The 22,659-nt window shown below is 64.6% G+C and carries 29 protein-coding genes and 1 pseudogene; 25 read left to right on the top strand and 5 right to left on the bottom strand.

Going from position 1 to position 22,659, the window contains the following annotated elements; translation table 11 throughout:
* Nucleotides 1-162 precede the first annotated feature (162 nt).
* Nucleotides 163-1,026, bottom strand: coding sequence for an alpha/beta fold hydrolase (locus tag BN118_RS15430; RefSeq protein WP_014906001.1), 864 nt, complete (start codon nucleotides 1,024-1,026; stop codon nucleotides 163-165).
* 86 nt (nucleotides 1,027-1,112) lie between these two features.
* Nucleotides 1,113-2,540, bottom strand: coding sequence for an NAD-dependent succinate-semialdehyde dehydrogenase (locus tag BN118_RS15425; RefSeq protein WP_003806915.1), 1,428 nt, complete (start codon nucleotides 2,538-2,540; stop codon nucleotides 1,113-1,115).
* Between the two features lie 118 nt (nucleotides 2,541-2,658).
* Between BN118_RS15425 and BN118_RS19680 the strand changes: the two are divergent.
* The 19 genes and pseudogenes from BN118_RS19680 to rplQ form a co-directional block, all read left to right on the top strand.
* Nucleotides 2,659-2,930: pseudogene (locus tag BN118_RS19680) on the top strand (aspartyl/asparaginyl beta-hydroxylase domain-containing protein); the annotation flags it as partial.
* A 502-nt stretch (nucleotides 2,931-3,432) separates the two neighbouring features.
* A complete protein-coding gene (gene rplN, locus BN118_RS15415; RefSeq protein ID WP_003806916.1) occupies nucleotides 3,433-3,801 on the top strand; it encodes a 50S ribosomal protein L14 in 369 nt (122 codons plus the stop codon).
* A gap of 10 nt (nucleotides 3,802-3,811) precedes the next feature.
* The gene (gene rplX, locus BN118_RS15410; RefSeq protein ID WP_003806917.1) at nucleotides 3,812-4,132 is read left to right on the top strand and encodes a 50S ribosomal protein L24; all 321 of its coding nucleotides are present in this window, start codon (nucleotides 3,812-3,814) and stop codon (nucleotides 4,130-4,132) included.
* A 12-nt stretch (nucleotides 4,133-4,144) separates the two neighbouring features.
* The gene (rplE, locus tag BN118_RS15405; protein WP_003806918.1) at nucleotides 4,145-4,684 is read left to right on the top strand and encodes a 50S ribosomal protein L5; all 540 of its coding nucleotides are present in this window, start codon (nucleotides 4,145-4,147) and stop codon (nucleotides 4,682-4,684) included.
* A gap of 12 nt (nucleotides 4,685-4,696) precedes the next feature.
* The gene (rpsN, locus tag BN118_RS15400) at nucleotides 4,697-5,002 is read left to right on the top strand and encodes a 30S ribosomal protein S14 (protein ID WP_003806919.1); all 306 of its coding nucleotides are present in this window, start codon (nucleotides 4,697-4,699) and stop codon (nucleotides 5,000-5,002) included.
* Nucleotides 5,003-5,012: 10 nt separating this feature from the next.
* On the top strand, nucleotides 5,013-5,408 hold the full coding sequence (gene rpsH, locus BN118_RS15395) for a 30S ribosomal protein S8 (protein ID WP_003806920.1): 396 nt from the start codon (nucleotides 5,013-5,015) through the stop codon (nucleotides 5,406-5,408).
* 10 nt (nucleotides 5,409-5,418) lie between these two features.
* On the top strand, nucleotides 5,419-5,952 hold the full coding sequence (rplF, locus tag BN118_RS15390) for a 50S ribosomal protein L6 (RefSeq protein ID WP_010931568.1): 534 nt from the start codon (nucleotides 5,419-5,421) through the stop codon (nucleotides 5,950-5,952).
* Nucleotides 5,953-5,973: 21 nt separating this feature from the next.
* Nucleotides 5,974-6,336 carry a 50S ribosomal protein L18 gene (rplR, locus tag BN118_RS15385; protein ID WP_003806922.1) on the top strand — a complete coding sequence of 121 codons (363 nt, stop codon included), beginning with the start codon at nucleotides 5,974-5,976 and terminating at the stop codon, nucleotides 6,334-6,336.
* 15 nt (nucleotides 6,337-6,351) lie between these two features.
* Nucleotides 6,352-6,876 (top strand): 30S ribosomal protein S5, encoded by a 525-nt coding sequence (gene rpsE / locus BN118_RS15380; protein ID WP_003806923.1) that lies wholly within the window; start codon nucleotides 6,352-6,354, stop codon nucleotides 6,874-6,876.
* Between the two features lie 3 nt (nucleotides 6,877-6,879).
* The gene (gene rpmD / locus BN118_RS15375) at nucleotides 6,880-7,065 is read left to right on the top strand and encodes a 50S ribosomal protein L30 (protein ID WP_003806924.1); all 186 of its coding nucleotides are present in this window, start codon (nucleotides 6,880-6,882) and stop codon (nucleotides 7,063-7,065) included.
* Between the two features lie 9 nt (nucleotides 7,066-7,074).
* Nucleotides 7,075-7,515 (top strand): 50S ribosomal protein L15, encoded by a 441-nt coding sequence (rplO, locus tag BN118_RS15370; RefSeq protein ID WP_003806925.1) that lies wholly within the window; start codon nucleotides 7,075-7,077, stop codon nucleotides 7,513-7,515.
* Between the two features lie 14 nt (nucleotides 7,516-7,529).
* Nucleotides 7,530-8,855: a preprotein translocase subunit SecY gene (secY, locus tag BN118_RS15365; RefSeq protein ID WP_003806926.1), complete on the top strand. Its 1,326-nt coding sequence runs from the start codon at nucleotides 7,530-7,532 to the stop codon at nucleotides 8,853-8,855.
* Nucleotides 8,856-8,864: 9 nt separating this feature from the next.
* On the top strand, nucleotides 8,865-9,083 hold the full coding sequence (gene infA, locus BN118_RS15360) for a translation initiation factor IF-1 (protein ID WP_003806927.1): 219 nt from the start codon (nucleotides 8,865-8,867) through the stop codon (nucleotides 9,081-9,083).
* A gap of 34 nt (nucleotides 9,084-9,117) precedes the next feature.
* On the top strand, nucleotides 9,118-9,231 hold the full coding sequence (rpmJ, locus tag BN118_RS15355; RefSeq protein ID WP_003806928.1) for a 50S ribosomal protein L36: 114 nt from the start codon (nucleotides 9,118-9,120) through the stop codon (nucleotides 9,229-9,231).
* A 41-nt stretch (nucleotides 9,232-9,272) separates the two neighbouring features.
* The gene (gene rpsM / locus BN118_RS15350) at nucleotides 9,273-9,638 is read left to right on the top strand and encodes a 30S ribosomal protein S13 (protein ID WP_003806929.1); all 366 of its coding nucleotides are present in this window, start codon (nucleotides 9,273-9,275) and stop codon (nucleotides 9,636-9,638) included.
* Nucleotides 9,639-9,653: 15 nt separating this feature from the next.
* Nucleotides 9,654-10,055, top strand: coding sequence for a 30S ribosomal protein S11 (gene rpsK / locus BN118_RS15345; protein WP_003806930.1), 402 nt, complete (start codon nucleotides 9,654-9,656; stop codon nucleotides 10,053-10,055).
* Nucleotides 10,056-10,066: 11 nt separating this feature from the next.
* Entirely contained in the window at nucleotides 10,067-10,690 is a 624-nt protein-coding gene (gene rpsD / locus BN118_RS15340; RefSeq protein ID WP_003806931.1) for a 30S ribosomal protein S4, read from the top strand.
* A gap of 214 nt (nucleotides 10,691-10,904) precedes the next feature.
* Nucleotides 10,905-11,891: a DNA-directed RNA polymerase subunit alpha gene (locus BN118_RS15335; protein ID WP_003806932.1), complete on the top strand. Its 987-nt coding sequence runs from the start codon at nucleotides 10,905-10,907 to the stop codon at nucleotides 11,889-11,891.
* A gap of 158 nt (nucleotides 11,892-12,049) precedes the next feature.
* The gene (rplQ, locus tag BN118_RS15330) at nucleotides 12,050-12,445 is read left to right on the top strand and encodes a 50S ribosomal protein L17 (protein WP_003806934.1); all 396 of its coding nucleotides are present in this window, start codon (nucleotides 12,050-12,052) and stop codon (nucleotides 12,443-12,445) included.
* Between the two features lie 128 nt (nucleotides 12,446-12,573).
* On the opposite strand, the gene BN118_RS15325 is transcribed toward rplQ, so the two are convergent.
* The gene (locus BN118_RS15325) at nucleotides 12,574-13,053 is read right to left on the bottom strand and encodes an HIT family protein (protein WP_255288054.1); all 480 of its coding nucleotides are present in this window, start codon (nucleotides 13,051-13,053) and stop codon (nucleotides 12,574-12,576) included.
* Between the two features lie 64 nt (nucleotides 13,054-13,117).
* Here BN118_RS15325 and cutA point away from each other — a divergent pair, with 64 nt between their 5' ends.
* The 3 genes from cutA to BN118_RS15310 are packed head-to-tail and all read left to right on the top strand — an operon-like array spanning nucleotide 13,118 to nucleotide 16,485.
* Nucleotides 13,118-13,459, top strand: a complete 342-nt coding sequence (gene cutA, locus BN118_RS15320) for a divalent-cation tolerance protein CutA (RefSeq protein ID WP_003806936.1) — start codon at nucleotides 13,118-13,120, stop codon at nucleotides 13,457-13,459.
* Nucleotides 13,460-13,469: 10 nt separating this feature from the next.
* Nucleotides 13,470-15,407, top strand: a complete 1,938-nt coding sequence (gene dsbD / locus BN118_RS15315; protein WP_014906000.1) for a protein-disulfide reductase DsbD — start codon at nucleotides 13,470-13,472, stop codon at nucleotides 15,405-15,407.
* Between the two features lie 40 nt (nucleotides 15,408-15,447).
* Nucleotides 15,448-16,485: a DMT family transporter gene (locus BN118_RS15310; RefSeq protein ID WP_010925691.1), complete on the top strand. Its 1,038-nt coding sequence runs from the start codon at nucleotides 15,448-15,450 to the stop codon at nucleotides 16,483-16,485.
* On the opposite strand, the gene hemB is transcribed toward BN118_RS15310, so the two are convergent.
* Nucleotides 16,482-17,498 (bottom strand): porphobilinogen synthase, encoded by a 1,017-nt coding sequence (hemB, locus tag BN118_RS15305; RefSeq protein ID WP_003806939.1) that lies wholly within the window; start codon nucleotides 17,496-17,498, stop codon nucleotides 16,482-16,484. The genes BN118_RS15310 and hemB overlap by 4 nt on opposite strands.
* Nucleotides 17,495-18,118, bottom strand: a complete 624-nt coding sequence (gene yihA / locus BN118_RS15300; protein ID WP_003806940.1) for a ribosome biogenesis GTP-binding protein YihA/YsxC — start codon at nucleotides 18,116-18,118, stop codon at nucleotides 17,495-17,497. The genes hemB and yihA overlap by 4 nt, the downstream gene beginning before the upstream one ends.
* Nucleotides 18,119-18,341: 223 nt before the next feature.
* On the opposite strand from yihA, the gene BN118_RS15295 reads away from it, so the two are divergent.
* The 3 genes from BN118_RS15295 (at nucleotide 18,342) to ccsB (ending at nucleotide 22,603) form a co-directional block, all read left to right on the top strand.
* A complete protein-coding gene (locus BN118_RS15295; protein WP_003806941.1) occupies nucleotides 18,342-19,043 on the top strand; it encodes a c-type cytochrome in 702 nt (233 codons plus the stop codon).
* 122 nt (nucleotides 19,044-19,165) lie between these two features.
* Nucleotides 19,166-21,259, top strand: a complete 2,094-nt coding sequence (locus BN118_RS15290) for a cytochrome c biogenesis protein ResB (protein WP_010931572.1) — start codon at nucleotides 19,166-19,168, stop codon at nucleotides 21,257-21,259.
* Between the two features lie 9 nt (nucleotides 21,260-21,268).
* The gene (ccsB, locus tag BN118_RS15285) at nucleotides 21,269-22,603 is read left to right on the top strand and encodes a c-type cytochrome biogenesis protein CcsB (RefSeq protein WP_014905999.1); all 1,335 of its coding nucleotides are present in this window, start codon (nucleotides 21,269-21,271) and stop codon (nucleotides 22,601-22,603) included.
* Nucleotides 22,604-22,659: the final 56 nt, after the last annotated feature.

Below are 22,659 nucleotides of genomic sequence, written 5' to 3'. Positions count from 1 at the left end.
CACGCAGGATACCGGAGCGGCTCGCCGCTCCGGCATGAAACGGCAAGAGCCTGGCTCTTGCCGTTTTTTTGTTCATCGAGCATTGCCGCGGCAAATGGGGCGGCCGGGAGCCTGTCCCCGCCGGGGCAGGCTCCTCGCCACACGCCAGAACGCTGATGCGCGTCAGGCGAGCGCGGCGGGTGCCGCGAGAAAATCGGCGATCGCCTGTATCTGCGCCGTGACGTTGAGCGCCGGGGCGTGGCCGCAGTCAGGAAAATCGATACGCCGGGCGCGTGGCCCGCGCCGCGTCATGGCGTGCGCGACCTCCGGCAACAGCAGGTCGGAGTCGGCGCCGCGCAGCAGCAATACGGGTATGCGCAGCGAGTCGTATTCGGACCAGCGCTCGTAGTCGGTGGGGTGATGGCGAAACTGGCCGACGATGGCCGGATCGTAGTGCGTGGTGACCCGTCCGTCGGGCAAGCGGCGTATCGAGGTTTCCGCCATGCGGCGCCATTGCGCATCGCTTAACCACCCGTAGGGCCGATAGGCCGAACGCAGCCATGCTTCCAGTTCACCGACGGTGTCGAACGCGGGCGGTGCGCCCGCGTAGGCCAGGATGCGCTCGATGGCCGGCGCGGGAAGCGTGGGGCCGATATCGTTGAGCACCAGGTGCGTGATGCGTCCGCGCAGCGCGGTGGCGGCGCCGTGCATGCCGATGGCGCCTCCCATCGAAGTGCCGATCCAGCGCACCCCGGACAGGCCCAGCCGGTCGAGCAGCTCGCACGCCAGCGTGGCATAGAAATCCAGGCAGTACTCCTGCGCCGGCCGGGGGCTCCATTGCGACAGGCCCCGGCCTATCGTATCGGGGCAGATGATGCGATACCGGTCGGCCAGGGCCTGTGCCAGGTCGTCGAAGTCGCGGCCGGTGCGCGCCAGCCCGTGCCACATGACCAGCGGTGGCGCATCGCGGCGGCCCCATTCGACATAGTGCAGCTCGCGTCCGGCGCACCGCGCGTAGTGCGATGCAGGCAGATGTTGGCAGGACATGGTCTTTTCCCCGGTTGCGCCGGCTGGCCGGCCATGAAAAACCCCGCCGGATCGCGGCGGGGTTGGCCTGAGCCCGGAAGCCGGGATCAGATGTGCGTGATGTACTTCGTGACCAGGTAGCCGTCGAAGGTTTCCAGGCCGCCTTCGCTGCCGATGCCGCTGTCCTTGATGCCGCCGAAGGGCGTCTCGGCCAGCGCGCTGCCGAAGTGATTGATGTTGACCATGCCGGCCTCCAGGGCATTGGAGACCTTGGTTGCCGTCTTCAGCGAGTTGGTGAACACATACGAAGACAGGCCGAACGGCAGGCTGTTGGCGCGTCGCAGCACTTCGTCGGTGTCGGTGAAGCGCACCACAGGCGCCAGCGGGCCGAAGGGTTCTTCGGTCATCAGCATGGCGTTGTCGGGCAGCTCGGTGACCACGGTCGGGCTGAAGAAGTAGCCCTTGCGGTCCGGCGCGTCGCCGCCAAGCACCACCTTGCCGCCGTGCTTGAGCGCATCGTCGACGAAGGTGCTCATGGCGGGAACGCGGCGTTCGTGCGCCAGCGGACCCATGTCGGTGCCTTTCTCCAGGCCGTCGCCGACCTTGATGTTCTTGAGCACCTCGGTAAAGCGGGCCAGGAACTGCTCGTAGGCGCCGTTCTGCACATAGAAGCGGGTGGGCGACACGCATACCTGGCCGGCGTTGCGGACCTTGAAGCGCGCCAGCATTTCGGCGGCCCGGTCGACGTCGGCATCGTCGAACACCAGCACCGGCGAATGGCCGCCGAGCTCCATGGTGACGCGCTTCATGTGCGCGCCGGCCAGGGCGGCCAGTTGCTTGCCGACAGGCACGGAACCCGTGAACGACACCTTGCGCACGATGGGCGAGCGGATCAGGTAGTCGGAGATCTTGGCCGGTTCGCCCCAGACGATGTTCAGGCAGCCCTTGGGCAGGCCGGCTTCGTGGAACATGCGGGCGATCGCCATTACGGCGCTGGGGGAATCTTCCGGCCCCTTGAGCACCACCGTGCAGCCGGCGCCCAGCGCGGCGGCGATCTTGCGGATGGCCTGGTTGTACGGGAAGTTCCAGGGCGTGAACGCGGCGCATACGCCGATGGGTTCGCGCACCACGAACTGGCGGACATCCGGATTGCGCGGCGGGATCACGCGGCCGTAGATGCGGCGGCATTCTTCGGCATGCCAGTCGGCGTGCTCGGAGCAGGAAGCCACTTCGCCCACTGCTTCGGCCAAGGGCTTGCCCTGGTCCAGCGTCATGTTGCGGCCGATTTCCTGGGCGCGGTCGCGCGAGAGCTGGCCGACCTTGCGCAGGATGGCCGCGCGTTCCATGGGCGAGGTGCGCTTCCAGGTTTCGAAGGCACGTTGCGCGGCGGCCAGGGCGCGGTCCAGGTCGGCTTCGGAGGCGTGCGGCAACTGGCCAAGCACCTCGAGCGTGGCCGGATTGACGACGTCCTGCGTGCGCCTGCCGTCGCCCGTCAGGAACTCGCCATCGATATACAGTGCCAACTGTTCATACATGCTTGTCAGTCCTCGCGAATTTATGGGGTGGTGGTGTTTTTTGCCAGTCTAAACCAGCTTGCCTCGTCGCGGGGGGGCCACTAGGAGCCGGGACCAGGGAGCCAATGATGCCGGCGCGCGCGAGCGGTTGCCCGCATTTCACGAAATCTCGCCGGACGTGGGCATGATCACCAACGACCATCAGTGGAAGACCTTCGTGTTCGTGGGGTATGGGATGCGCTCGGCCTGCAACCTGGCACGCTGTCCCCGGACCGCGCAGGCCCTGCTGCGCATTTCCGGATTGCCCAAGGCGTTCTTGTCTCCATTCTCGAACCCGGCACGCGCATCCCCTTGCAGCGTGGCCCGTACAATGGCGTGCTGCGCCTGCATCTGGCCCTGATCGTGCCGCAGATGCCTGGGAGCGCCGGTGCCATGGACCAAAACAGGGCCACATCAGTGCGCCGCCTGCCGCGGCCGTGGGCGTTGGATTAAGCCGACAGTGCGGGGCAAATGTGCAAGGGCCTTGCATAGATTCGTTTGGCGGGGTAGAATTACCAGCTTTCCCAAATTGTTGGTTCGATTGGGCCGGTTTTGGTTGGACTTTCCGGGGTTCTAGGCTTGGGTTAAACGAAACGACCTGGGTGGAATGAGCCTTCGGGCCTGGCATAGCCAGGCAGGGCCAAGCGACAGGCAGGCGGCAGAAGCGCGGAGCGGGCAGGGTATCGGGCAACCGGTGTTTGCAAGCTCCTGATTCGGCGGCCAGATCAGCTGGCAAGAGGGAAATTTCCGCAGGATTTCAACCCAGGGTCGTTCGTTGCCAGCAGGCTGCGCACGGACCTGACGGGACCAAAACTGGCAGGAAATGCGAACCTGGGAAGGGCGTGTTTTCAGTTAAGTTGGAACAGGAAAAATCATGATCCAAATGCAGACCACGCTGGACGTGGCCGACAACACTGGTGCGCGTGCTGTCATGTGCATCAAGGTGCTCGGTGGCTCCAAGCGCCGTTATGCCGGTATCGGCGACATCATCAAGGTGAGCGTCAAAGATGCGGCTCCGCGCGGACGCGTCAAGAAAGGCGAAATCTACAACGCTGTGGTGGTGCGTACCGCCAAGGGCGTGCGCCGCAAAGACGGTTCGCTGATCCGTTTCGGTGGCAATGCCGCCGTGTTGCTCAATGCCAAGCTGGAGCCGATCGGCACCCGCATCTTCGGACCCGTTACGCGTGAACTGCGTACCGAGCGGTTCATGAAGATCGTGTCGCTGGCCCCGGAAGTGCTGTAAGGAGCCCGCGATGAACAACATCCGTAAAGGCGACGAAGTCATCGTCCTGACCGGCCGCGACAAGAAGCGTCGCGGCACCGTGCTGGCCCGCGTTGACGCCGACCATGTGCTGGTCGAAGGCGTGAACGTCGTGAAGAAGCACGTCAAGGCCAACCCGATGGCCAACAATCCTGGCGGCATCGTCGAAAAGACCATGCCCATCCACGTTTCGAACGTGGCGCTGTTCAACCCGGCCACCGGCAAGGGCGACCGCGTCGGCGTGCAGGAAGTGGACGGTCGCAAGGTTCGCGTGTTCCGTTCCAATGGCGCCGTGGTCGGCGCCAAGGCGTAAGGGGCGACAGACATGTCTCGTTTGCAAGAGTTTTACAAGAGCAAGGTCGTTGCCGACCTGCAGGCCAAGTTCGGCTACAAGTGCGTGATGGAAGTGCCCCGCATCACCAAGATCACCCTGAACATGGGTGTCTCGGAAGCGGTCGCCGACAAGAAGGTCATCGAGCACGCTGTTTCCGACCTGACCAAGATCTCCGGCCAGAAGCCCGTGGTGACCAAGACCCGCAAGGCTATTGCCGGGTTCAAGATCCGCGAAAACTATCCGATCGGTTGCATGGTCACGCTGCGTGGTCAGCGCATGTACGAATTCCTGGATCGCCTGGTTGCGGTCGCGCTGCCGCGCGTGCGTGACTTCCGCGGCATCTCGGGTCGTGCGTTCGACGGCCGTGGCAACTACAACATCGGGGTGAAAGAGCAAATCATCTTCCCCGAAATCGAATACGACAAGATCGACGCGCTGCGTGGGCTGAACATCAGCATCACCACCACCGCCAAGACTGACGACGAAGCCAAGGCGCTGTTGACGGCCTTCAGCTTCCCGTTCCGTAACTAAGGGGCTGATGACGTGGCTAAACTCTCCCTCATCAATCGTGATATCAAGCGCGCCAAGCTGGCTGACAAGTATGCCGCCAAGCGCGCCGAATTGAAGGCGATCATCGACGACCAGTCGAAGACCGACGAAGAACGTTACCAAGCTCGGCTCAAGCTGCAACAGCTGCCGCGCAATGCCAACCCCACTCGCCAACGCAATCGTTGCGTGGTTACCGGTCGTCCGCGCGGCGTGTTCCGCAAGTTCGGCCTGACCCGCCACAAATTGCGTGAAATGGCGATGAAGGGCGAAGTTCCCGGCATGACCAAGGCCAGCTGGTAGGAGAACGAATATGAGCATGAGCGATCCCATCGCCGATATGCTGACTCGCATTCGCAATGCGCAGCAAGTTGACAAAACCACGGTGACCATGCCCGCCTCGAAGCTGAAAGTGGCCATTGCCACCGTGCTGAAAGACGAAGGTTACATCGATGGCTATTCGGTCAAGGGCACCCAGGCCAAGCCTGAGCTCGAGATCACCCTGAAGTACTACGCCGGCCGTCCGGTCATCGAGCGCATCGAACGCGTCTCGCGCCCCGGTCTGCGTATCTACAAGGGCCGCACCAGCATTCCTCAGGTCATGAACGGCCTGGGCGTGGCTATCGTTTCGACCTCGCGCGGCGTGATGACCGACCGCAAGGCTCGCGCCAATGGCGTGGGCGGCGAAGTCCTGTGCTACGTGGCCTAAGGAGAGTCGAATGTCACGTATCGCTAAATACCCGGTAGAACTGCCCAAGGGTGTTGAAGCCAGCATCCAGCCGGACCAGATTACCGTCAAGGGCCCGCTGGGTATCTTGGTGCAATCGCTGACTGGCGACGTCAACGTCGCCCAGGAAGACGGCAAGCTGACCTTTGTCGTTGCCAACGACAGCCGCCATGCCAACGCGATGTCGGGCACCTTGCGCGCCCTGGTCGCCAACATGGTGACCGGCGTGAGCAAGGGCTTCGAACGCAAGCTGAACCTGGTCGGCGTGGGTTACCGCGCCCAGATTCAAGGCGACGCGGTCAAGCTGCAGCTGGGTTTTTCGCACGATGTTGTGCACCAGCTGCCCGCCGGCGTCAAGGCCGAATGCCCCACCCAGACGGAAATCGTCATCAAGGGCCCGAACAAGCAAGTCGTCGGTCAGGTGGCCGCTGAAATTCGCAAGTACCGTGAACCTGAGCCCTACAAGGGCAAGGGTGTGCGCTACGCGGACGAACGCGTCGTCATCAAAGAAACCAAGAAGAAATAACGGCGCACGCAAGGACGAATCATGGACAAAAAAGTTTCCCGTTTGCGTCGTGCGGTTCCGACCCGCCGGAAGATTGCGCAGCTGCGAGTGCATCGCCTGTCGGTTTTCCGCTCGAACCTGCACATCTACGCCAACATCATTTCGCCGGAAGGCGATCGCGTGCTGGTCAGCGCCTCGACGCTGGAAGCCGAAGTTCGCGCGCAGCTGGGCGGCGCCGGCAAGGGTGGCAACGCCACCGCCGCCGCGCTGGTGGGCAAGCGTGTTGCCGAGAAGGCCAAGGCCGCCGGCATCGAGCTGGTTGCCTTTGATCGCTCGGGCTTTCGTTACCATGGCCGCGTGAAAGCGTTGGCCGAAGCCGCGCGCGAAGCCGGCCTGAAGTTCTAAGCGAGGATCTGTCAAATGGCTACTAAAGTACAAGGCAAGCACGCCGCGGAAAAAGAGAACGACGACGGTCTGCGCGAGAAGATGATCGCGGTCAACCGCGTGAGCAAAGTGGTCAAGGGTGGTCGCACCATGAGCTTTGCCGCGTTGTCCGTGGTGGGCGATGGCGATGGCCGTATCGGCATGGGCAAGGGCAAGGCGCGTGAAGTGCCGGTGTCGGTTCAGAAGGCAATGGAACAGGCCCGCCGCGGCATGTTCAAGGTCGCCCTGAAGAACGGCACGCTGCACCATACCGTGGTGGGCAAGCACGGCGCCTCGACGGTGCTGATTTCGCCGGCCGCTGAAGGTACCGGCGTGATTGCCGGCGGTCCGATGCGCGCTATTTTCGAAGTGATGGGTGTGCGTAACGTGGTTGCCAAGAGCCTGGGCTCGAGCAACCCCTACAACCTGGTTCGCGCCACGTTGAATGGTCTGCGCGCTTCCCTGACCCCGGCGGAAGTTGCTGCCAAGCGCGGCAAGTCCGTCGAAGAGATCCTGGGGTAAATCATGGCTCAGAAGCAGATCAAAGTTACGCTCGTGCGCTCCGTGATCGGCACCAAGCAATCCCACCGCGACACCATTCGCGGCCTGGGCCTGCGCCGTATCAACAGCAGCCGCGTGCTGGTCGACACGCCCGAGGTGCGCGGGATGATCCACAAGGTGGGTTACCTCGTCTCCGTCTCGGAAGCCTAAGGAATCACGATGTCGGATATTCAACTCAATACGCTGAAGCCCGCCGAGGGCAGCAAGCACGCCAAGCGCCGCGTCGGCCGTGGCATCGGCTCGGGCCTGGGCAAGACCGCCGGCCGTGGCCACAAGGGCCAGAAGTCGCGTTCGGGCGGCTTCCACAAGGTTGGCTTCGAAGGCGGCCAGATGCCGTTGCAGCGTCGCTTGCCCAAGCGCGGCTTCACGCCGCTGGGTCAGCACCTGTACGCTGAAGTGCGCCTGTCCGAGCTGCAATTGATGGAAGCCGAGGAAATCGACGTCCAGGCGCTCAAGGCAGCCGGTGTGGTTGGCCAAAGCGTGCGTTACGCCAAGGTCATCAAGTCGGGTGAACTCTCGCGCAAGGTGGTGCTTCGCGGCATTACCGCGACGGCCGGCGCTCGCGCCGCCATCGAAGCCGCGGGCGGCTCGCTTGCTTGAACGCGAGGTGACGAGTGGCTAAAGCGCAGGCTCTGGGCAAAACCGGTGCACGGTACGGCGATCTGAAACGCCGTCTCGTGTTCCTGGTGCTCGCCTTGGTGGTTTACCGCCTCGGTACCCACATCCCCGTGCCGGGCATCAACCCGGACGCGCTGGCGGACCTGTTCCGCCAGCACGAGGGTGGGATCCTGGGCCTGTTCAACATGTTCTCGGGTGGAGCGCTGTCGCGTTTTTCCATCTTCGCCCTGGGGATCATGCCGTACATTTCGGCATCCATCATCATGCAGTTGATGTCGGTGGTGGTGCCGTCGCTGGAAGCGCTCAAGAAAGAGGGCGAGGCCGGCCGTCGGAAGATTACCCAGTACACCCGCTACGGCACGGTCGTGCTGGCGCTGGTGCAGGCGGTGGGCATTTCGGTGGCGCTGGAGTCCCAGCCGGGGCTGGTCATCGATCCGGGCATGTTGTTCCGCTTCACGACAGTGGTCACGCTGGTTACCGGCACCATGTTCGTCATGTGGCTGGGCGAGCAGATCACCGAGCGCGGGCTGGGCAATGGCATCTCGATCCTGATCTTCGCCGGTATCGTCGCGGGCTTGCCCTCGGCGCTGGCGGGGCTGCTGGACCTGGTGCGGACGAACTCGATGTCGGTGCTGTCGGCGCTGTTCATCGTGGCCCTGGTCGTGCTGGTTACCGCCTTCGTGGTGTTCGTGGAACGCGGACAGCGCAAGATCACGGTGAACTATGCCAAGCGCCAGGTGGGCAACAAGGTGTATGGGGGCCAGAGCTCGCATCTGCCGCTCAAGCTGAACATGGCCGGGGTGATTCCGCCGATCTTCGCGTCGTCGATCATTCTGTTCCCGGCCACGATCACCAGCTGGTTCTCGAGCGGCGAACGCATGGCCTGGCTGCGTGACCTTGCTGCCGCGCTCGAGCCTCGTCAACCGCTGTACATCACGCTGTATTCGGTCGCGATCATTTTCTTCTGCTTTTTCTACACGGCCCTGGTGTTCAACAGCCGCGAAACTGCAGACAACCTGAAGAAGAGCGGCGCTTTCGTTCCGGGCATCCGTCCGGGCGAGCAGACCGCGCGTTACATTGACAAGATTCTGATGCGCTTGACGCTGGCTGGTGCGATTTACATCACGCTGGTGTGCTTGCTGCCGGAATTCCTGGTGATGCGTTGGAATGTGCCGTTCTACTTCGGTGGTACGTCCCTGTTGATTATTGTCGTGGTGACGATGGATTTCATGGCGCAAGTACAGGCCTACATGATGTCTCACCAATACGACTCGCTGCTCAAGAAGGCGAACTTCAAGGGCTCGGGTTTGCCGATGCGGTAAGCAAAGAGAATGTCTAAGGACGACGTCATCCAGATGCAAGGAGAGGTTCTTGAGAACCTCCCCAACGCGACCTTCCGCGTCAAGCTCGAAAACGGCCACGTGGTGTTGGGCCATATTTCCGGCAAGATGCGTATGCATTACATCCGGATTCTGCCCGGCGACAAGGTCACAGTGGAGCTCACGCCCTATGACCTCACGCGAGCCAGAATTGTTTTCCGCTCCAAGTGAAGCGGACCGGATTACGGAAAATTAGGAGTCAACCATGAAAGTAATGGCATCGGTTAAGCGGATCTGCCGCAACTGCAAAGTTATCAAACGTCACGGCGTGGTGCGTGTCATCTGCACCGACCCGCGTCACAAGCAGCGTCAAGGCTAACCCAGTTAGCGGTACGCAACGGATTTATTCAAGGAACAGTCATGGCCCGTATTGCTGGCATTAACATTCCGCCGCAACAGCACGCCGAGATCGGCCTGACCGCCATTTTTGGCATCGGTCGTACGCGCGCCCGCAAGATCTGCGAAGCTGCTGGTGTGCCCGTTACCAAAAAGGTCAAGGATCTGACCGACGCCGAGCTGGAGCGCATCCGTGAACACATTGGCGTGTTCGCGGTTGAAGGCGACCTGCGTCGTGAAGTTCAGCTCTCGATCAAGCGTTTGATCGACCTGGGAACCTACCGCGGCATGCGCCACAAGCGTGGCCTGCCCGTGCGCGGCCAGCGCACCCGCACCAACGCCCGCACCCGCAAGGGCCCGCGTCGTGCTGCTGCGTCCCTGAAGAAATAATCGAGGATCTAGATTATGGCGAAAGCTTCCACCAGCGGCGCTTCGCGCGTACGCAAAAAGGTCAAGAAGAACGTCTCGGACGGCATCGCGCACGTTCACGCTTCGTTCAACAACACCATCATCACCATCACCGACCGCCAGGGCAATGCCCTGTCGTGGGCGACGTCGGGTGGCGCAGGCTTCAAGGGCTCGCGCAAGTCGACGCCGTTCGCCGCGCAGGTCGCCGCTGAGACGGCTGGTCGCGTTGCCATGGAATATGGCATCAAGACCCTCGAAGTGCGTATCAAGGGCCCCGGCCCCGGCCGCGAATCGTCGGTGCGCGCGCTCAATGCGCTGGGCATCAAGATTTCGAGCATCGCCGACATCACGCCCGTTCCGCACAACGGCTGCCGTCCGCCGAAGCGTCGTCGTATCTAAAGGGAATCCACATGGCACGTTATATTGGACCCAAATGCAAGCTCTCGCGCCGCGAGGGTACCGACCTGTTCCTGAAGAGCGCGCGCCGCTCGCTGGATTCCAAGTGCAAGCTGGATTCCAAGCCCGGCCAGCATGGCCGCACCTCGGGTGCCCGTACTTCGGACTACGGTCTGCAGCTGCGCGAGAAGCAGAAGCTCAAGCGCATGTACGGCGTTCTGGAAAAGCAGTTCCGCAAGTACTTCGTTGAAGCCGAGCGCCGTCGTGGCAACACCGGCGAAACGCTGATCCAGCTGCTCGAATCGCGCCTGGACAACGTCGTCTACCGCATGGGCTTCGGCTCGACGCGCGCGGAAGCCCGTCAGCTGGTGAGCCACCGCGCCATCGAGCTGAACGGCCACACCGCCGACATCGCGTCGATGCTGGTCAAGGCCGGCGACGTGATCTCGATTCGCGAGAAGGCCAAGAAGCAAGGCCGCATCCGCGAATCGCTGGATCTGGCTGCCAGCATCGGCCTGCCCCAGTGGGTGGAAGTCGACGCCAGCAAGATGACCGGTACGTTCAAGTCGGCCCCCGATCGCGCTGACGTCGCCCGCGACGTCAACGAGTCGATGGTCGTCGAACTGTACTCGCGTTGATCGCCGCGCGCCGCCGCCCTCGGGATGGCGGTGCTGTGGTGGCTGTGCGAACCGTTTGCCTCACCCGCGCCAGCCCGCTTTCGCCATTTTGGCGGGGCGGGCTTTGCGGTAGAAACGGCGGCCGCTTTCGGGCCGCGGTTTATGCGTAGTTTCACTTAATTCCATCAGCCTTATCGGTGTAACGAGCCGAGGGTATTGAAAAGGAAAACAGTACATGTCCACTCAAGGTTTTCTGAAGCCGCGTTCCATCGAAGTCGAACCGGTCGGGGCGCATCACGCCAAGATCGTGATGGAGCCGTTCGAGCGCGGCTACGGCCATACGCTGGGCAACGCCCTGCGCCGCATCCTGCTGTCGTCGATGACCGGCTACGCGCCGACCGAAGTGCAGATGACCGGCGTGGTGCACGAATATTCGACCATTGCCGGTGTTCGCGAAGATGTCGTCGACATCCTGCTGAACCTCAAGGGCGTGGTGTTCAAGCTGCACAACCGCGACGAAGTGACCCTGGTGCTGCGCAAGAATGGCGCCGGCGCCGTGGTGGCCAGCGATATCGAGCTGCCGCACGACGTCGAGATCATCAATCCGGATCACCTGATCTGCAATCTGACCGATGCCGGCAAGATCGAAATGCAGGTCAAGGTCGAGAAGGGCCGCGGCTATGTGCCGGGCAACGTGCGCGCGCTGTCGGAAGATCGCACGCACACGATCGGCCGCATCGTGCTGGACGCTTCGTTCAGCCCCGTGCGCCGTGTCAGCTATGCCGTCGAAAGCGCTCGCGTCGAGCAGCGTACCGACCTGGACAAGCTGGTGCTGGACATCGAAACCAACGGCGTGATCTCGCCCGAGGAAGCGGTGCGCCAGGCTGCCCGCATCCTGATGGACCAGATCTCGGTGTTCGCGGCGCTGGAAGGCGCGGGCGATGCGTACGAGCCGCCGGTGCGCGGTACGCCGCAGATCGATCCGGTGCTGCTGCGCCCGGTCGACGATCTGGAACTGACGGTGCGTTCGGCCAACTGCCTGAAGGCCGAGAACATCTACTACATCGGCGACCTGATCCAGCGTACCGAGAACGAACTGCTCAAGACCCCGAACCTGGGCCGCAAGTCGCTCAACGAGATCAAGGAAGTGCTGGCCGCACGCGGCCTGACCCTTGGCATGAAGCTGGAAAACTGGCCCCCGCTGGGCCTCGAGCGCCCGTAAGCAGTCAAGCGCGGTGGGCGCGCCATGCGCCCGCCGCGATGTTTTCATGCATCGGAAGGTGCATACTTTTTCCACCGGACCGCGGCCTGTCACAGGCCGATAGAAGAGCCGGATAACCCGATGGCGGAAACGCCGTCCTTAGATTCAAAGGAAATATCATGCGTCACGGTAATGGCTTGCGTAAGCTCAACCGCACCAGCAGTCACCGTCTTGCCATGTTCCGCAACATGGCCGTTTCGTTGATCACGCACGAAGCGATCAAGACCACGCTGCCGAAGGCGAAAGAACTGCGCCGCGTCATCGAACCCCTGATCACGCTGGGCAAGGAGCCCACCCTCGCGAACAAGCGTCTGGCGTTTGCCCGTCTGCGCGATCGCGACGCGGTGGTCAAGCTGTTCGCCGAAATCGGTCCGCGCTACGCGAACCGCAACGGCGGCTATACCCGCGTGCTGAAGATGGGCTTCCGTCAAGGCGACAACGCGCCCATGGCTTTCATGGAGCTGGTTGACCGTCCGGAAGTGGATGCATCCGAAGCGGACAGCGACGCCGAGTAAATCCGGCAGCGCGGAAAGCGGCAAGGGCGGGTCTTCGGACCCGCCCTTGCTTTTTGCGGCGCGCGCAGGTCTTGCGCCGGCCCGGCCGCGGCGGCCAACGGCGCCGATTGCGGCAGGGCGAGGGGCCTTCAGGCCTTGGTCAAGGCGGCGCGCAGATCCTGCGCCACCGACGCGAGCTGTTCGGGCGGCGACTGCGGCGGCATGACGAAGGTCAGGTCTTTCTGTTCGATGTACTGAGTGGACGTGACGTCCTGCGGATGGTGCATCGGAATCAGGTGGGCATGGGCATGCGCCACGTGGATGCCGGTGAAGGCGAAACCGACCCGTTCGACCGAATACAGGCGCTTCATGTGGCGGGCCAGGCGCTGGCCCAGATTCAGGATATGCCCGGCGAGATCGGCAGGCATGTCCTCGAAATACGGGTAGTGCTGGCGGGGAATGATCAGAACATGGCCCGGCCGCACGGGATGGATGTCCAGGAACGCGAGCAGGCGGCTGTCCTGGTGGATGACGTGGGCCGGGATCTCCTCGCGGGAAATGCGGCAGAACAGGCAATCGTGCGACATGTCTGGCAGTCTCCTTGTTGGTCGGGCGCGGCGCAGGAACATACCCGCCGATCGTTATCGATAAAATACCCACAGTATCCCTCAATGCCCGTTCCCAGGAGCCGCCATGTTGCGAGATGACGACGTCGTGCTGGTGATCAGCAATGCGCCAGACATGCTGCTGGCCAAGCGCATGGCCCATGTGCTGGTCGAGGACGGCCTGGCCGCCTGTGTGAACCTTGGCGCCCCGGTCCTGTCTGTGTACAGGTGGAAAGGCGAGGTAGAGGGCGCCGACGAGATTCCTCTGTGGATCAAGACCACATACGCCCGGCACCAGGCGGTGGTGCAGACGCTGGCACAACTGCACCCCTACGAAGTGCCGGAAATCATCGTTTTGCCGGTCATCGGCGGTATCGCGTCCTATCTGGACTGGGTACGCGAGCAAAGCAGCGGCGTCGACTCGCAATAGAGAGGAAGGAATGATGCAGTACGGACACGCGTCGGCCACCGGGCACGGCGCGAGCGCAACAGGCCGCGCCGCGGCCGCGGGACGCTGGCTGGCGTGGATGCTGGCCCTGGCGCTGGTGTTGTTCGCCCGCCCCGCAGCCGCCCTGACCGAAGACGACTTCCTGCCGCCCGAGCAGGCTTTCGTGTTCAGCGCCGCCATGGCCGACCCGGCTACGCTGGTCCTGAATTACCGGATCGCGCCCGAGTACTACATGTACCGCGAGCGTTTCGGCCTGTCGGCCAGCCCGGCGCAGGCGGTGACGCTGGGCGAGGCGGCCTATCCACAGGGCAAGGTGAAGTATGACCCTACCTTTGATAAGGACATGGAGGTCTTTTACGGTACCGTGGCGGTGCGCGTGCCGTTGTCGCAGGGCAACGGGCAGCCGTTCACCCTGACAGTCACCAGCCAGGGCTGCGCCGACGCCGGCCTGTGCTACCCGCCGATGGACAATACGGTGCAGCTGACGCCCGTGACGGGTGGCTATGCGCTCGCGGCGGGTACGGCGTCCGCACCGCAAGGCGGCGGCACGTTCGACAGCTTGCTGGAAGCCGGCGATACGCGGCTTGCGGACTTCATCGGCGGCGGCGGGTGGCTGAAGACGGCCGGCGTGTTCCTGCTGCTGGGCATGCTGCTGGCGTTTACGCCCTGCGTATTGCCGATGGTGCCGATCCTCTCGTCCATCGTGCTGGGCGGCGCGCAGGCGCAGCGCCCAAGCCGCCGGCGCGGCCTGGGGCTGGCCGCCGCCTATGTGTTCGGCATGTCGGTCGTCTATACCGCGCTGGGCGTGGCGGCCGGCCTGAGCGGCGCTGGCCTGGCGGCGTGGCTGCAGACGCCGTGGATCCTGTCGCTGTTCGCCATCCTGCTGGCCGTCCTGGCGCTGGCGATGTTCGGCGCCTTCACCTTCCAGATGCCGGCGGGCCTGCAGGCCCGCCTGAGCGAGCGTTCCAACCGGATCCCGGGTGGCCGTGTAACGGGCGCCCTGGTCATGGGGGCGCTGTCGGCATTGATCGTCGGCCCTTGCGTGGCCGCGCCGCTGGCGGGCGCGTTGCTGTACATCTCGCAGACCGGGGACGTGATCCTGGGCGGCGCGGCCCTGTTCGCGATGGCCTGGGGCATGGGCATTCCGCTGCTGCTGGTGGGCGCGTCGGCGGGCACGCTGTTGCCCCGTACCGGCCCCTGGATGGAAAGCGTCAAGCGGGTGTTCGGGATGCTTTTGCTGGGCACGGCTTGGTGGATGCTGATCCCGGTGGTGCCCACCTGGGTGCAGATGCTGGGCTGGTCGTTCCTGGCGGTGGTGGGCGCGGTGATGTTGCGCGCCTTCGATGCGCTGCCGGCGGGTTCGGGCGCGCCGCGCATGTTCGCCAAGGGGCTGGGCCTGCTGCTGGCGCTGGCCGGCGCGGCCTGGCTGATCGGCGCCCTGAGCGGCGGACGCGATGTGCTGGCGCCGCTGTCGCACCTGGCGGCGCGCGCGCCGGCGGGCGGGGCCGTTGCCGCCGCCGGGCCGGCGGCCGTGGACAAGACGCGTTTCGTGCGCGTGCGCAGCAACGCCGAACTCGATGCCTTGCTGGCCCGGAGCACGCAGCCCGTCATGCTGGATTTCTATGCCGACTGGTGCGTGTCGTGCCGCGAGATGGAGCACTTCACCTTCAGCGATCCCACGGTGGCCGCACGCATGTCGCAGATGCTGCTGGTGCAGGCTGACGTCACCAAGAACAATGCCGATGACCGCGCCTTGCTCAAGCGCTTCCGCCTGTTCGGCCCGCCAGGCATCATGTTCTTCGAACCCGGCGGCAAGCTGATCGAAGACATCCGGGTCGTGGGTTTCCAGGACGCGCGGCGCTTTGCCGGCGTGCTGGAGCAGGTGGCGGACAGGTCCGGCGCGCCGGGCCCGGCGCAAGCAGGCTCCTGACGTTGCTTCGTATCGCCTCGGGCGCGCCCGAGGCGATGGCGTGGGCGAGAGGCTGGTACGATGTTGCCCATACCAGCCGCGCCGGCGGGATCCGGTAGCCTCCCACCCTTCATCCCATTACGTGTCCACCGCCATCGCGTCCCCGGCCAATGTCGGCCGTGTGTATCTGCAGTTGCTGCTGGTCATGGCCGCCTGGGGCGTCAATCTCGTCGCCGTGAAATACCTGACGTTCCACATGGACGTGCAGGTAGTGGCCGCGGTGCGCATCGTGGTGGCCTTCGTGGCGGTGTCGGCGATCCTGCTGTGGCGCCTGCATGGCGTGCCGCGCCTTTCGTTGCGGCAGTTCGGCTGGCTGGCCTGCGCCGGGCTGCTGGTGGTGTACGCGCACCAGATCCTGCTGGTGAACGCCCTGCGCCTGACGCCGGCAGCCAATGCGACGTTGATCATGGCGACCAGCCCCTTGTTCTCGGTGGTGCTGGCGGCTTTTTTCTACCGCGAGCGCCTGACCGCCTCGCGCATCGGGGGCGCGGCGCTGGGGCTGGGCGGCGTGGCCCTGGTGGTGGCCGGCGGCGACGGCGTGCTGGCCAGCGTTGGCCGGGGCGACGTGCTGGCCCTGTGCGCGGTGATCGTGTTCGTCATCGGCGGCCTGATCATCCAGCGCGTATCCCGCGCCCTCGATCCCCTGACCATCCTCTGGTACATGTACCTGGTAGGCGCGGTCACGCTCAGCGCCCATGCGGCGTTCTCGCCCGCTACCTACCTGGCGTCGTCGTGGACGCTCGAGCCCTGGCCATGGCTGGTGGTGCTGTTTTCCAGCGTCATTGCGTCGGGGGTGTCCAATCTGCTGTGGAATGCCGGCATTGCCCGCCTGGGCATGAGCCGGGCCGCCATGTTCGTGAACTGGCTGCCCATCTTCGGGCTGCTGGCCGCCGCGGTGTTCCTGGGCGAACGCATTACGGCGCTGCACTTCGCCGGACTGGCCTGCGTGTTGTCGGGTACCTGGCTGGGCCTGCGCACCGCGCCCGCCCCGGCGGCGGGGCAGGCGGATGCGCGGCCGGCCCGGGCCAGGCGAGCCTAGCGCTGCTGCTGCAGCAGCGTGGCGGCCTCGAGGGCGAAGTAGGTCAGCACGCCGTCGGCGCCGGCACGCTTGAAGCCGAGCAAGGCCTCCATCATGACCTTGTCGTGGTCGAGCCAGCCATTGGCGGCGGCGGCCTTGATCATGGCGTATTCGCCGCTGACCTGGTAGGCGAAGGTCGGCACGCGGAACGCGTCCTTGACCCGGCGCACCACGTCCAGGTAGGGCATGCCGGGCTTGACCATCACCATGTCCGCGCCTTCCTGCAGGTCGGCGGCGACTTCGCGCAGCGCTTCGTCGATGTTGCCCGGGTCCATCTGGTAAGCCATTTTGTCGGACTTGCCCAGGTTGCTGGCCGAGCCGACCGCGTCGCGGAACGGGCCGTAGAAGGCGCTGGCGTACTTGGCCGAATAGGCCATGATGCGGGTGTGGATATGCTGCTGGTCTTCCAGCGCCTGGCGTATCGCGCCGATGCGGCCGTCCATCATGTCGCTGGGCGCGACGATGTCCACACCGGCGGCGGCCTGCACCAGGGCCTGCTTGATGAGGATTTCGACGGTGGGCTCGTTCAGCACGTAGCCGGCGGGGTCGATCACGCCATCCTGCCCGTGGCTGGTATACGGGTCGAGGGCGACGTCGGTGAGCACGCCGAGTTCGGGAAAGCGCTTTTTCAGCTCGCCCACCACGCGCGGGATCAGGCCTTCGGGATTGGCCGCCTCGATGCCGTCGGGCGTCTTGAGGGCCGGCTCGATGGCCGGAAACAGCGACAGCACCGGGATGCCCAGCTTGACGCATTGCTCGGCCACGGGCAGCAGCGTGTCGAGCGAGTAGCGCACCACGCCGGGCAGCGAGGGCACGGCCTGCTGTATGCCTTTGCCTTCGGTCACGAAGACCGGGTAAATCAGATCGTTGGCGGTGAGCGTGTTCTCGCGTACCAGGCGGCGCGTGAAATCGTCGCGGCGCAGGCGGCGGGGGCGGGATACCGGGAATGCGGCGGAAATGATCTGCGGTTTCATGGCACTACCTTGGGAGAGATCCAGTTCTCGATGTGGGCGCCGGCCTCTTCGAGGCCGATGCGTTCGGTCGATGAAAACGGCACCATATGCAGGGCGCCGATATCGGCCAGGTCCTTGCGCACGGCGAATACCGTGCGCATGCGTTGCCCGTATGGCAGCTTGTCTGCCTTGGTCAGCAAGGCCAGCACTGGCCTGCCGGTGGGTGCGATGAAATTGGTCAGGCGGCGATCGAGGTCGGTGACGCCGCGGCGAATGTCGATGAGCAGGACGATGCCGGCCAGCGATGCCCGGTCGCGCAAATAGCCGCCCAGGATGTCGGCCCATTTTTCCTTCTCGCGATGGGCGACCGAGGCATAGCCATAGCCGGGCAGGTCGACCAGGAAGCCCAGCTGTTCGCCGGGTGCGAGGGGATCGGGCAGGCCGAACATGTTGATCAGCCGCGTGCGGCCGGGCGTCTTGCTCGAAAACGCCAGGCGCCGCTGGTTGCACAGCACGTTGATGGCCGAGGATTTGCCGGCGTTGGAGCGGCCGACGAAGCAGACTTCGGGCGCGCCGGCAGGCGGCAACTGGTCCAGACGGGCTGCCGAAATGTAAAAAGAGGCGCGATGTAGGAGGGACACGGTGGAGTCCGATACGGTTGGTTTCGATCCCTATTGTATAATCCGGCGTTTGCAACATTAGTCTCCGCGCGCGGGGCTGGCTTTTTTGCGTTCGAGGACGCTGGCCGGCGTCGATGCCAGGGCTGGATGGGGCGGAGACGTTTTCGTCCACTCTCGCAGCCGCGCGGGCAGGCATGGGAGGGCGCTTTAGGCGCCTTGATCGAGTCCGATCGTCGAGGATTTCATGAAGCGTGTGCTGTCCCGGATGTTGGTAGCAAGCGGACTGGTGCTGGGTGCATCGGTTCACTCCATGAGTTTCGCCGCCGATGGCGCTGCGGGCCCGGCCAAGCCGGACGCCGCCAAGGGCGCCCAGCTGTACGATCAGGGCGATGCGTCGCGTGGCGTCATCGCCTGTGCGTCCTGTCACGGCGCGGCAGGTAGCAGCACCATACCGGCCAACCCGAACCTGGCGGCCCAGCCGCACGAATACCTGGTCAAGCAACTGACGGAATTCAAGGTCAAGGAAGGCGAGAAGCTGCCGCTGCGCATGGGGCCGGGAGGCAATCCCACGCCCATGACCGCCATGGCCCAGCCCCTGACGGCGCAGGACATGCAGAACGTCGCCCTGTATCTGTCGCAGCAGCCGCTCAAGGAGCCGGCTACCGCTGGCCACGAAAATCTGGTCGAATTGGGCCAGAAGATCTGGCGCGGCGGTCTGGCCGATCGCAACGTGCCGGCCTGTGCGGCCTGTCACGGCGCCACCGGCGCGGGCATTCCGGGCCAGTATCCCCGCCTGTCGGGACAGTTTTCGTCGTACATCGAAGAACAGCTCAAGCTGTTCCGCAGCGGCGAGCGTGGCAATAGCGTGCCCATGCACGACATCGCGGACCGTATGTCCGACGCCGATATCAAGGCTGTCGCCGATTACGCCGCGGGCTTGCGCTGACCGGGCCTGAGACGGGCGCGGCCAGGTGCCGCGCCAGAATTTAACCGGGCGCCGGAACAAGTTTGCCGAGCCCGTTGTCTATGAGGGGGGGGGGAAGCCGATTGCGCGGCCCCCCTTTTTTCATGAACGCCACTTCCACAGCCCCCTCCTCCCGCCATACCTTGCGCAGCCTGGCCGGCGACGTCTTCGAACTGCTGGGCTCGATGCGTTTCGCCGTCAGCCTGCTGATGTTTATCTGCATCGCCAGCATCGTGGGGACGGTACTGGCCCAGAACCGTCCCAGCAATGTGTACGTGGACCAGTTCGGGCCGTTCTGGTTCGAGGTGTTCGACAAGTTCTCCATCTGGCACGTCTACAACAGCTGGTGGTTCCTGCTGATCATGACGTTCCTGGTGGTGTCCACCTCGGTGTGCCTGATCCGCAATACCCTCAAGATGCTGCGGGAGGCGCGCTCGTTCCGCGAGCACGTGCGCGCCAGCAGCCTGCGGGCCTTCCCGCACCGCGTCCAGACCGAGGTGGCGCAGCCGGTCAGCGAGACGGCACAGGGCGTGACCGGCCTGCTGGGCCAGTTCGGCTACGCCGTGCGCGAGCGCCGCGATGGCGACGGCATCATGCTGGCGGCCAAGAAAGGCAGCGCCAACCGCCTGGGCTACATCTTCGCGCACTCGGCGATGGTCATCATCTGCATCGGCGGCCTGCTCGACAGCGAGGCGCCGGTGCGGCTGCAGGTATTGTTCGACGGCAAGCAGCCGATCGCCATCAACGGCGAAATGGCGCGCGCAGACATTCCGGACAGCGCCCTGCTGTCGGTCAACAACCCCAGCTACCGGGCCAATCTCTGGGTTCCGGAGGGCAGCAACGCGAGCCTGGCCACCATCGCGGTCAACGACCGGTCGCTGGTGCAGCCGCTGCCGTTCTCGCTGCGGCTGAAGAAGTTCACGGTCGATTACTACTCCACCGGCATGCCCAGCCGCTTCCTCAGCCTGGTCGAGGTCACGGACCCCGAGACCGGCGAGATGTTCGACCAGACCATCGAGGTCAATGAGCCGCTGCGCTACAAGGGCGTGACCGTCTATCAGAGCAGTTTCGATGACGGCGGCAGTTCGGTCAGCCTGACCGGCTATCCGCTGGTGGGCGCGGGCGATACGCCGTTCAAGGTGGACGGCGTGGTGGGCCAGACGTCGGAGATCGGCGCACGTATCGGCGACCAGCCCAAAAGCATGAAAATCGAGTTCACCGCTCTGCGCGTGATCAACGTCGAGGATTTCTCGGGCGGGCAGCCGGGCGCGCAGAATCTCAGCCTGCGCGAGCACGTGGCGTCGGTGGCCGGCAGCGCCGCGGGCAAGAAGAACGAAAACCTGCGCAATGTGGGGCCGCGCATCGACTACAAGCTGATCGACGACGCGGGCCAGGCGCACGAGTTCCAGAATTACATGCTGCCGGTCGTGCTCGATGGCGTGCCGGTATTCCTGAGCGCGGTGCGCAACAACCCGGCCGACGATTTCCAGTACCTGCGCATTCCGGCCGATGACCAGGGTTCGCTGGCCGAATTCATGCGCCTGCGCGCGGCGCTGGCCGATCCGGCGGCGCGCCAGGAGGCGGCCCGTCGCTTCGCCGAGCGCAACGCGCCCAGCGGCACCGATCGCCAGCCCCTGGAGACCGCGGCGCAGCGGGCCCTGGCCACCTTCGCCGAAGGCGGCCTGCAGGCCATTGCGGACTTCCTGCAGGCCAATACGGCGCCCGACGACCTGGAGCGCGCCGCGGGCATCGTGGTGCGCCTGGTGGGCGCCAGCGTGGCGGAGCTGCGCGATATCGCCCGCGCCCGGGCCGGCCTGCCGGCACTGCCGCAAAGCGGCCCGCAGGCCGACGAGGCGGCGCAATGGTCGCGCGTGGCGGTGGCGGCGCTGTCGGACCTGGCGTTCTATCCGGCGCCGGTCATGTTCAGCCTGACCGACTTCCAGGAGCGCCAGGGCAGCGTTTTCCAGGTGGCCCGCACGCCCGGCAAGAATGCCGTGTATCTGGGCTGCGTACTGCTTATCCTGGGCATTTTCGCCATGTTCTATATTCGCGACAGGCGGGTATGGGTGTGGGTCAAGCCCGCCGATGGCGCCGGCAGCAGCATCGAGGCAGCCATGACCTCGCAGAAGCGTACACTGGACTTCAATCAAGAGTTCGATCGCCTGCGCGAGGCATTATTGCGGCAGAGCAAGCCGTAAGGGGTTTTCATGTCTACCACCACCAGCAATTCCGCCGCGGCCTGGACGAGCGGTTTTTCCCCGACGGGCGACGGGCGCGCGCAGCGCGGCCGGCCCGACTGGACCGATATCGCGTTCTTCCTGCTGCTGGCGGCGGGGGCGGGCTTTGCCCTGACCCGCTTCAGCGGCGCCATGGATTACTACGAGAAGCTGATCCTCTGTGGCACCGTGCCGGCGCTGGCCTGGCTGGGGTGGCTGTGGCGGCCGCTGCGCCACCTGATGATCGCCTGTGCGCTGGCCGCCGGGCTGGCGCTCCTGCTGTACCAGAACGACCTGGCGCGCGCCGAGCAGGTGTTCTTCCTCAAATACCTGCTGTCGTCGCAATCGGCCATTCTGTGGATGAGCGCGCTGTTCGTGCTGGCGATGCTGTGCTACTGGATCGGGATCCTGAGCCCGACGGCAGCCTGGCTGGGTACGGCACTGACGTGGGGCGCGGTCTTCGCCGGCACGACCGGCCTGCTGGTGCGCTGGCGCGAAGGCCACCTGATGGGGCCCGACCTGGGCCATATCCCGGTCAGCAACCTGTATGAAGTGTTCGTGCTGTTCGCGCTGATCACGGCGCTTTTCTACCTTTACTACGAGCGCAAGTACGCCACGCGGGCGCTGGGCGGGTTCGTCCTGCTGGTCATCACGTCGGCCACGATCTTCCTGCTGTGGTACTCGTTCACGCGCGACGCCGGCCAGATCCAGCCCTTGGTGCCGGCGCTCAAGAGCTGGTGGATGAAGCTGCACGTGCCTGCCAACTTCATCGGCTACGGCACGTTCTCGCTGGCGGCCATGGTGGGCTTCGCCTACCTCGTCAAGCAGTATGGCCAGACCACGTCGTGGCTGAAGCTGGCGCCGCTGTTCGTGCTGGGCGTGGCCCTGTGCGTCGAGCCCATCGTCTTCCGCACCGAGGGCCTGTCCGCCACCTGGATGATCTATTGCGGCGCGGGCGTGGTGATCGTGGGCGGCATTCTGCTGGCCCGCGCGCGCATCGCGCAGGCATTGCCGTCGCTCGAAGTGCTCGACGACATCATGTATCGGGCCATCGCGATCGGGTTCGCGTTCTTCACCGTGGCAACCGTGCTGGGGGCGCTGTGGGCCGCCGACGCCTGGGGCGCCTACTGGCAGTGGGACCCCAAGGAAACCTGGGCGCTGATCGTGTGGCTGAACTACGCCGCCTGGCTCCATATGCGCCTGATCAAGGGCCTGCGCGGCACCATGGCGGCGTATTGGTCCCTGGTGGGCCTGCTGATCACCGGTTTCGCCTTCCTGGGCGTGAACATGTTCCTGTCGGGCCTGCACTCGTACGGCGAGCTCTGAGCCGCGCCGCCCTTCAAAGACAATGCCCCGCAGATGCGGGGCATTGTCTTTGGCAG

The sequence above is a fragment of the Bordetella pertussis 18323 genome (assembly GCF_000306945.1).
GTDB lineage: Bacteria > Pseudomonadota > Gammaproteobacteria > Burkholderiales > Burkholderiaceae_B > Bordetella > Bordetella pertussis.
The sequence above is the reverse complement of the archived record's forward strand: the minus strand, read 5'-3'. Positions and strand labels throughout refer to the sequence as shown.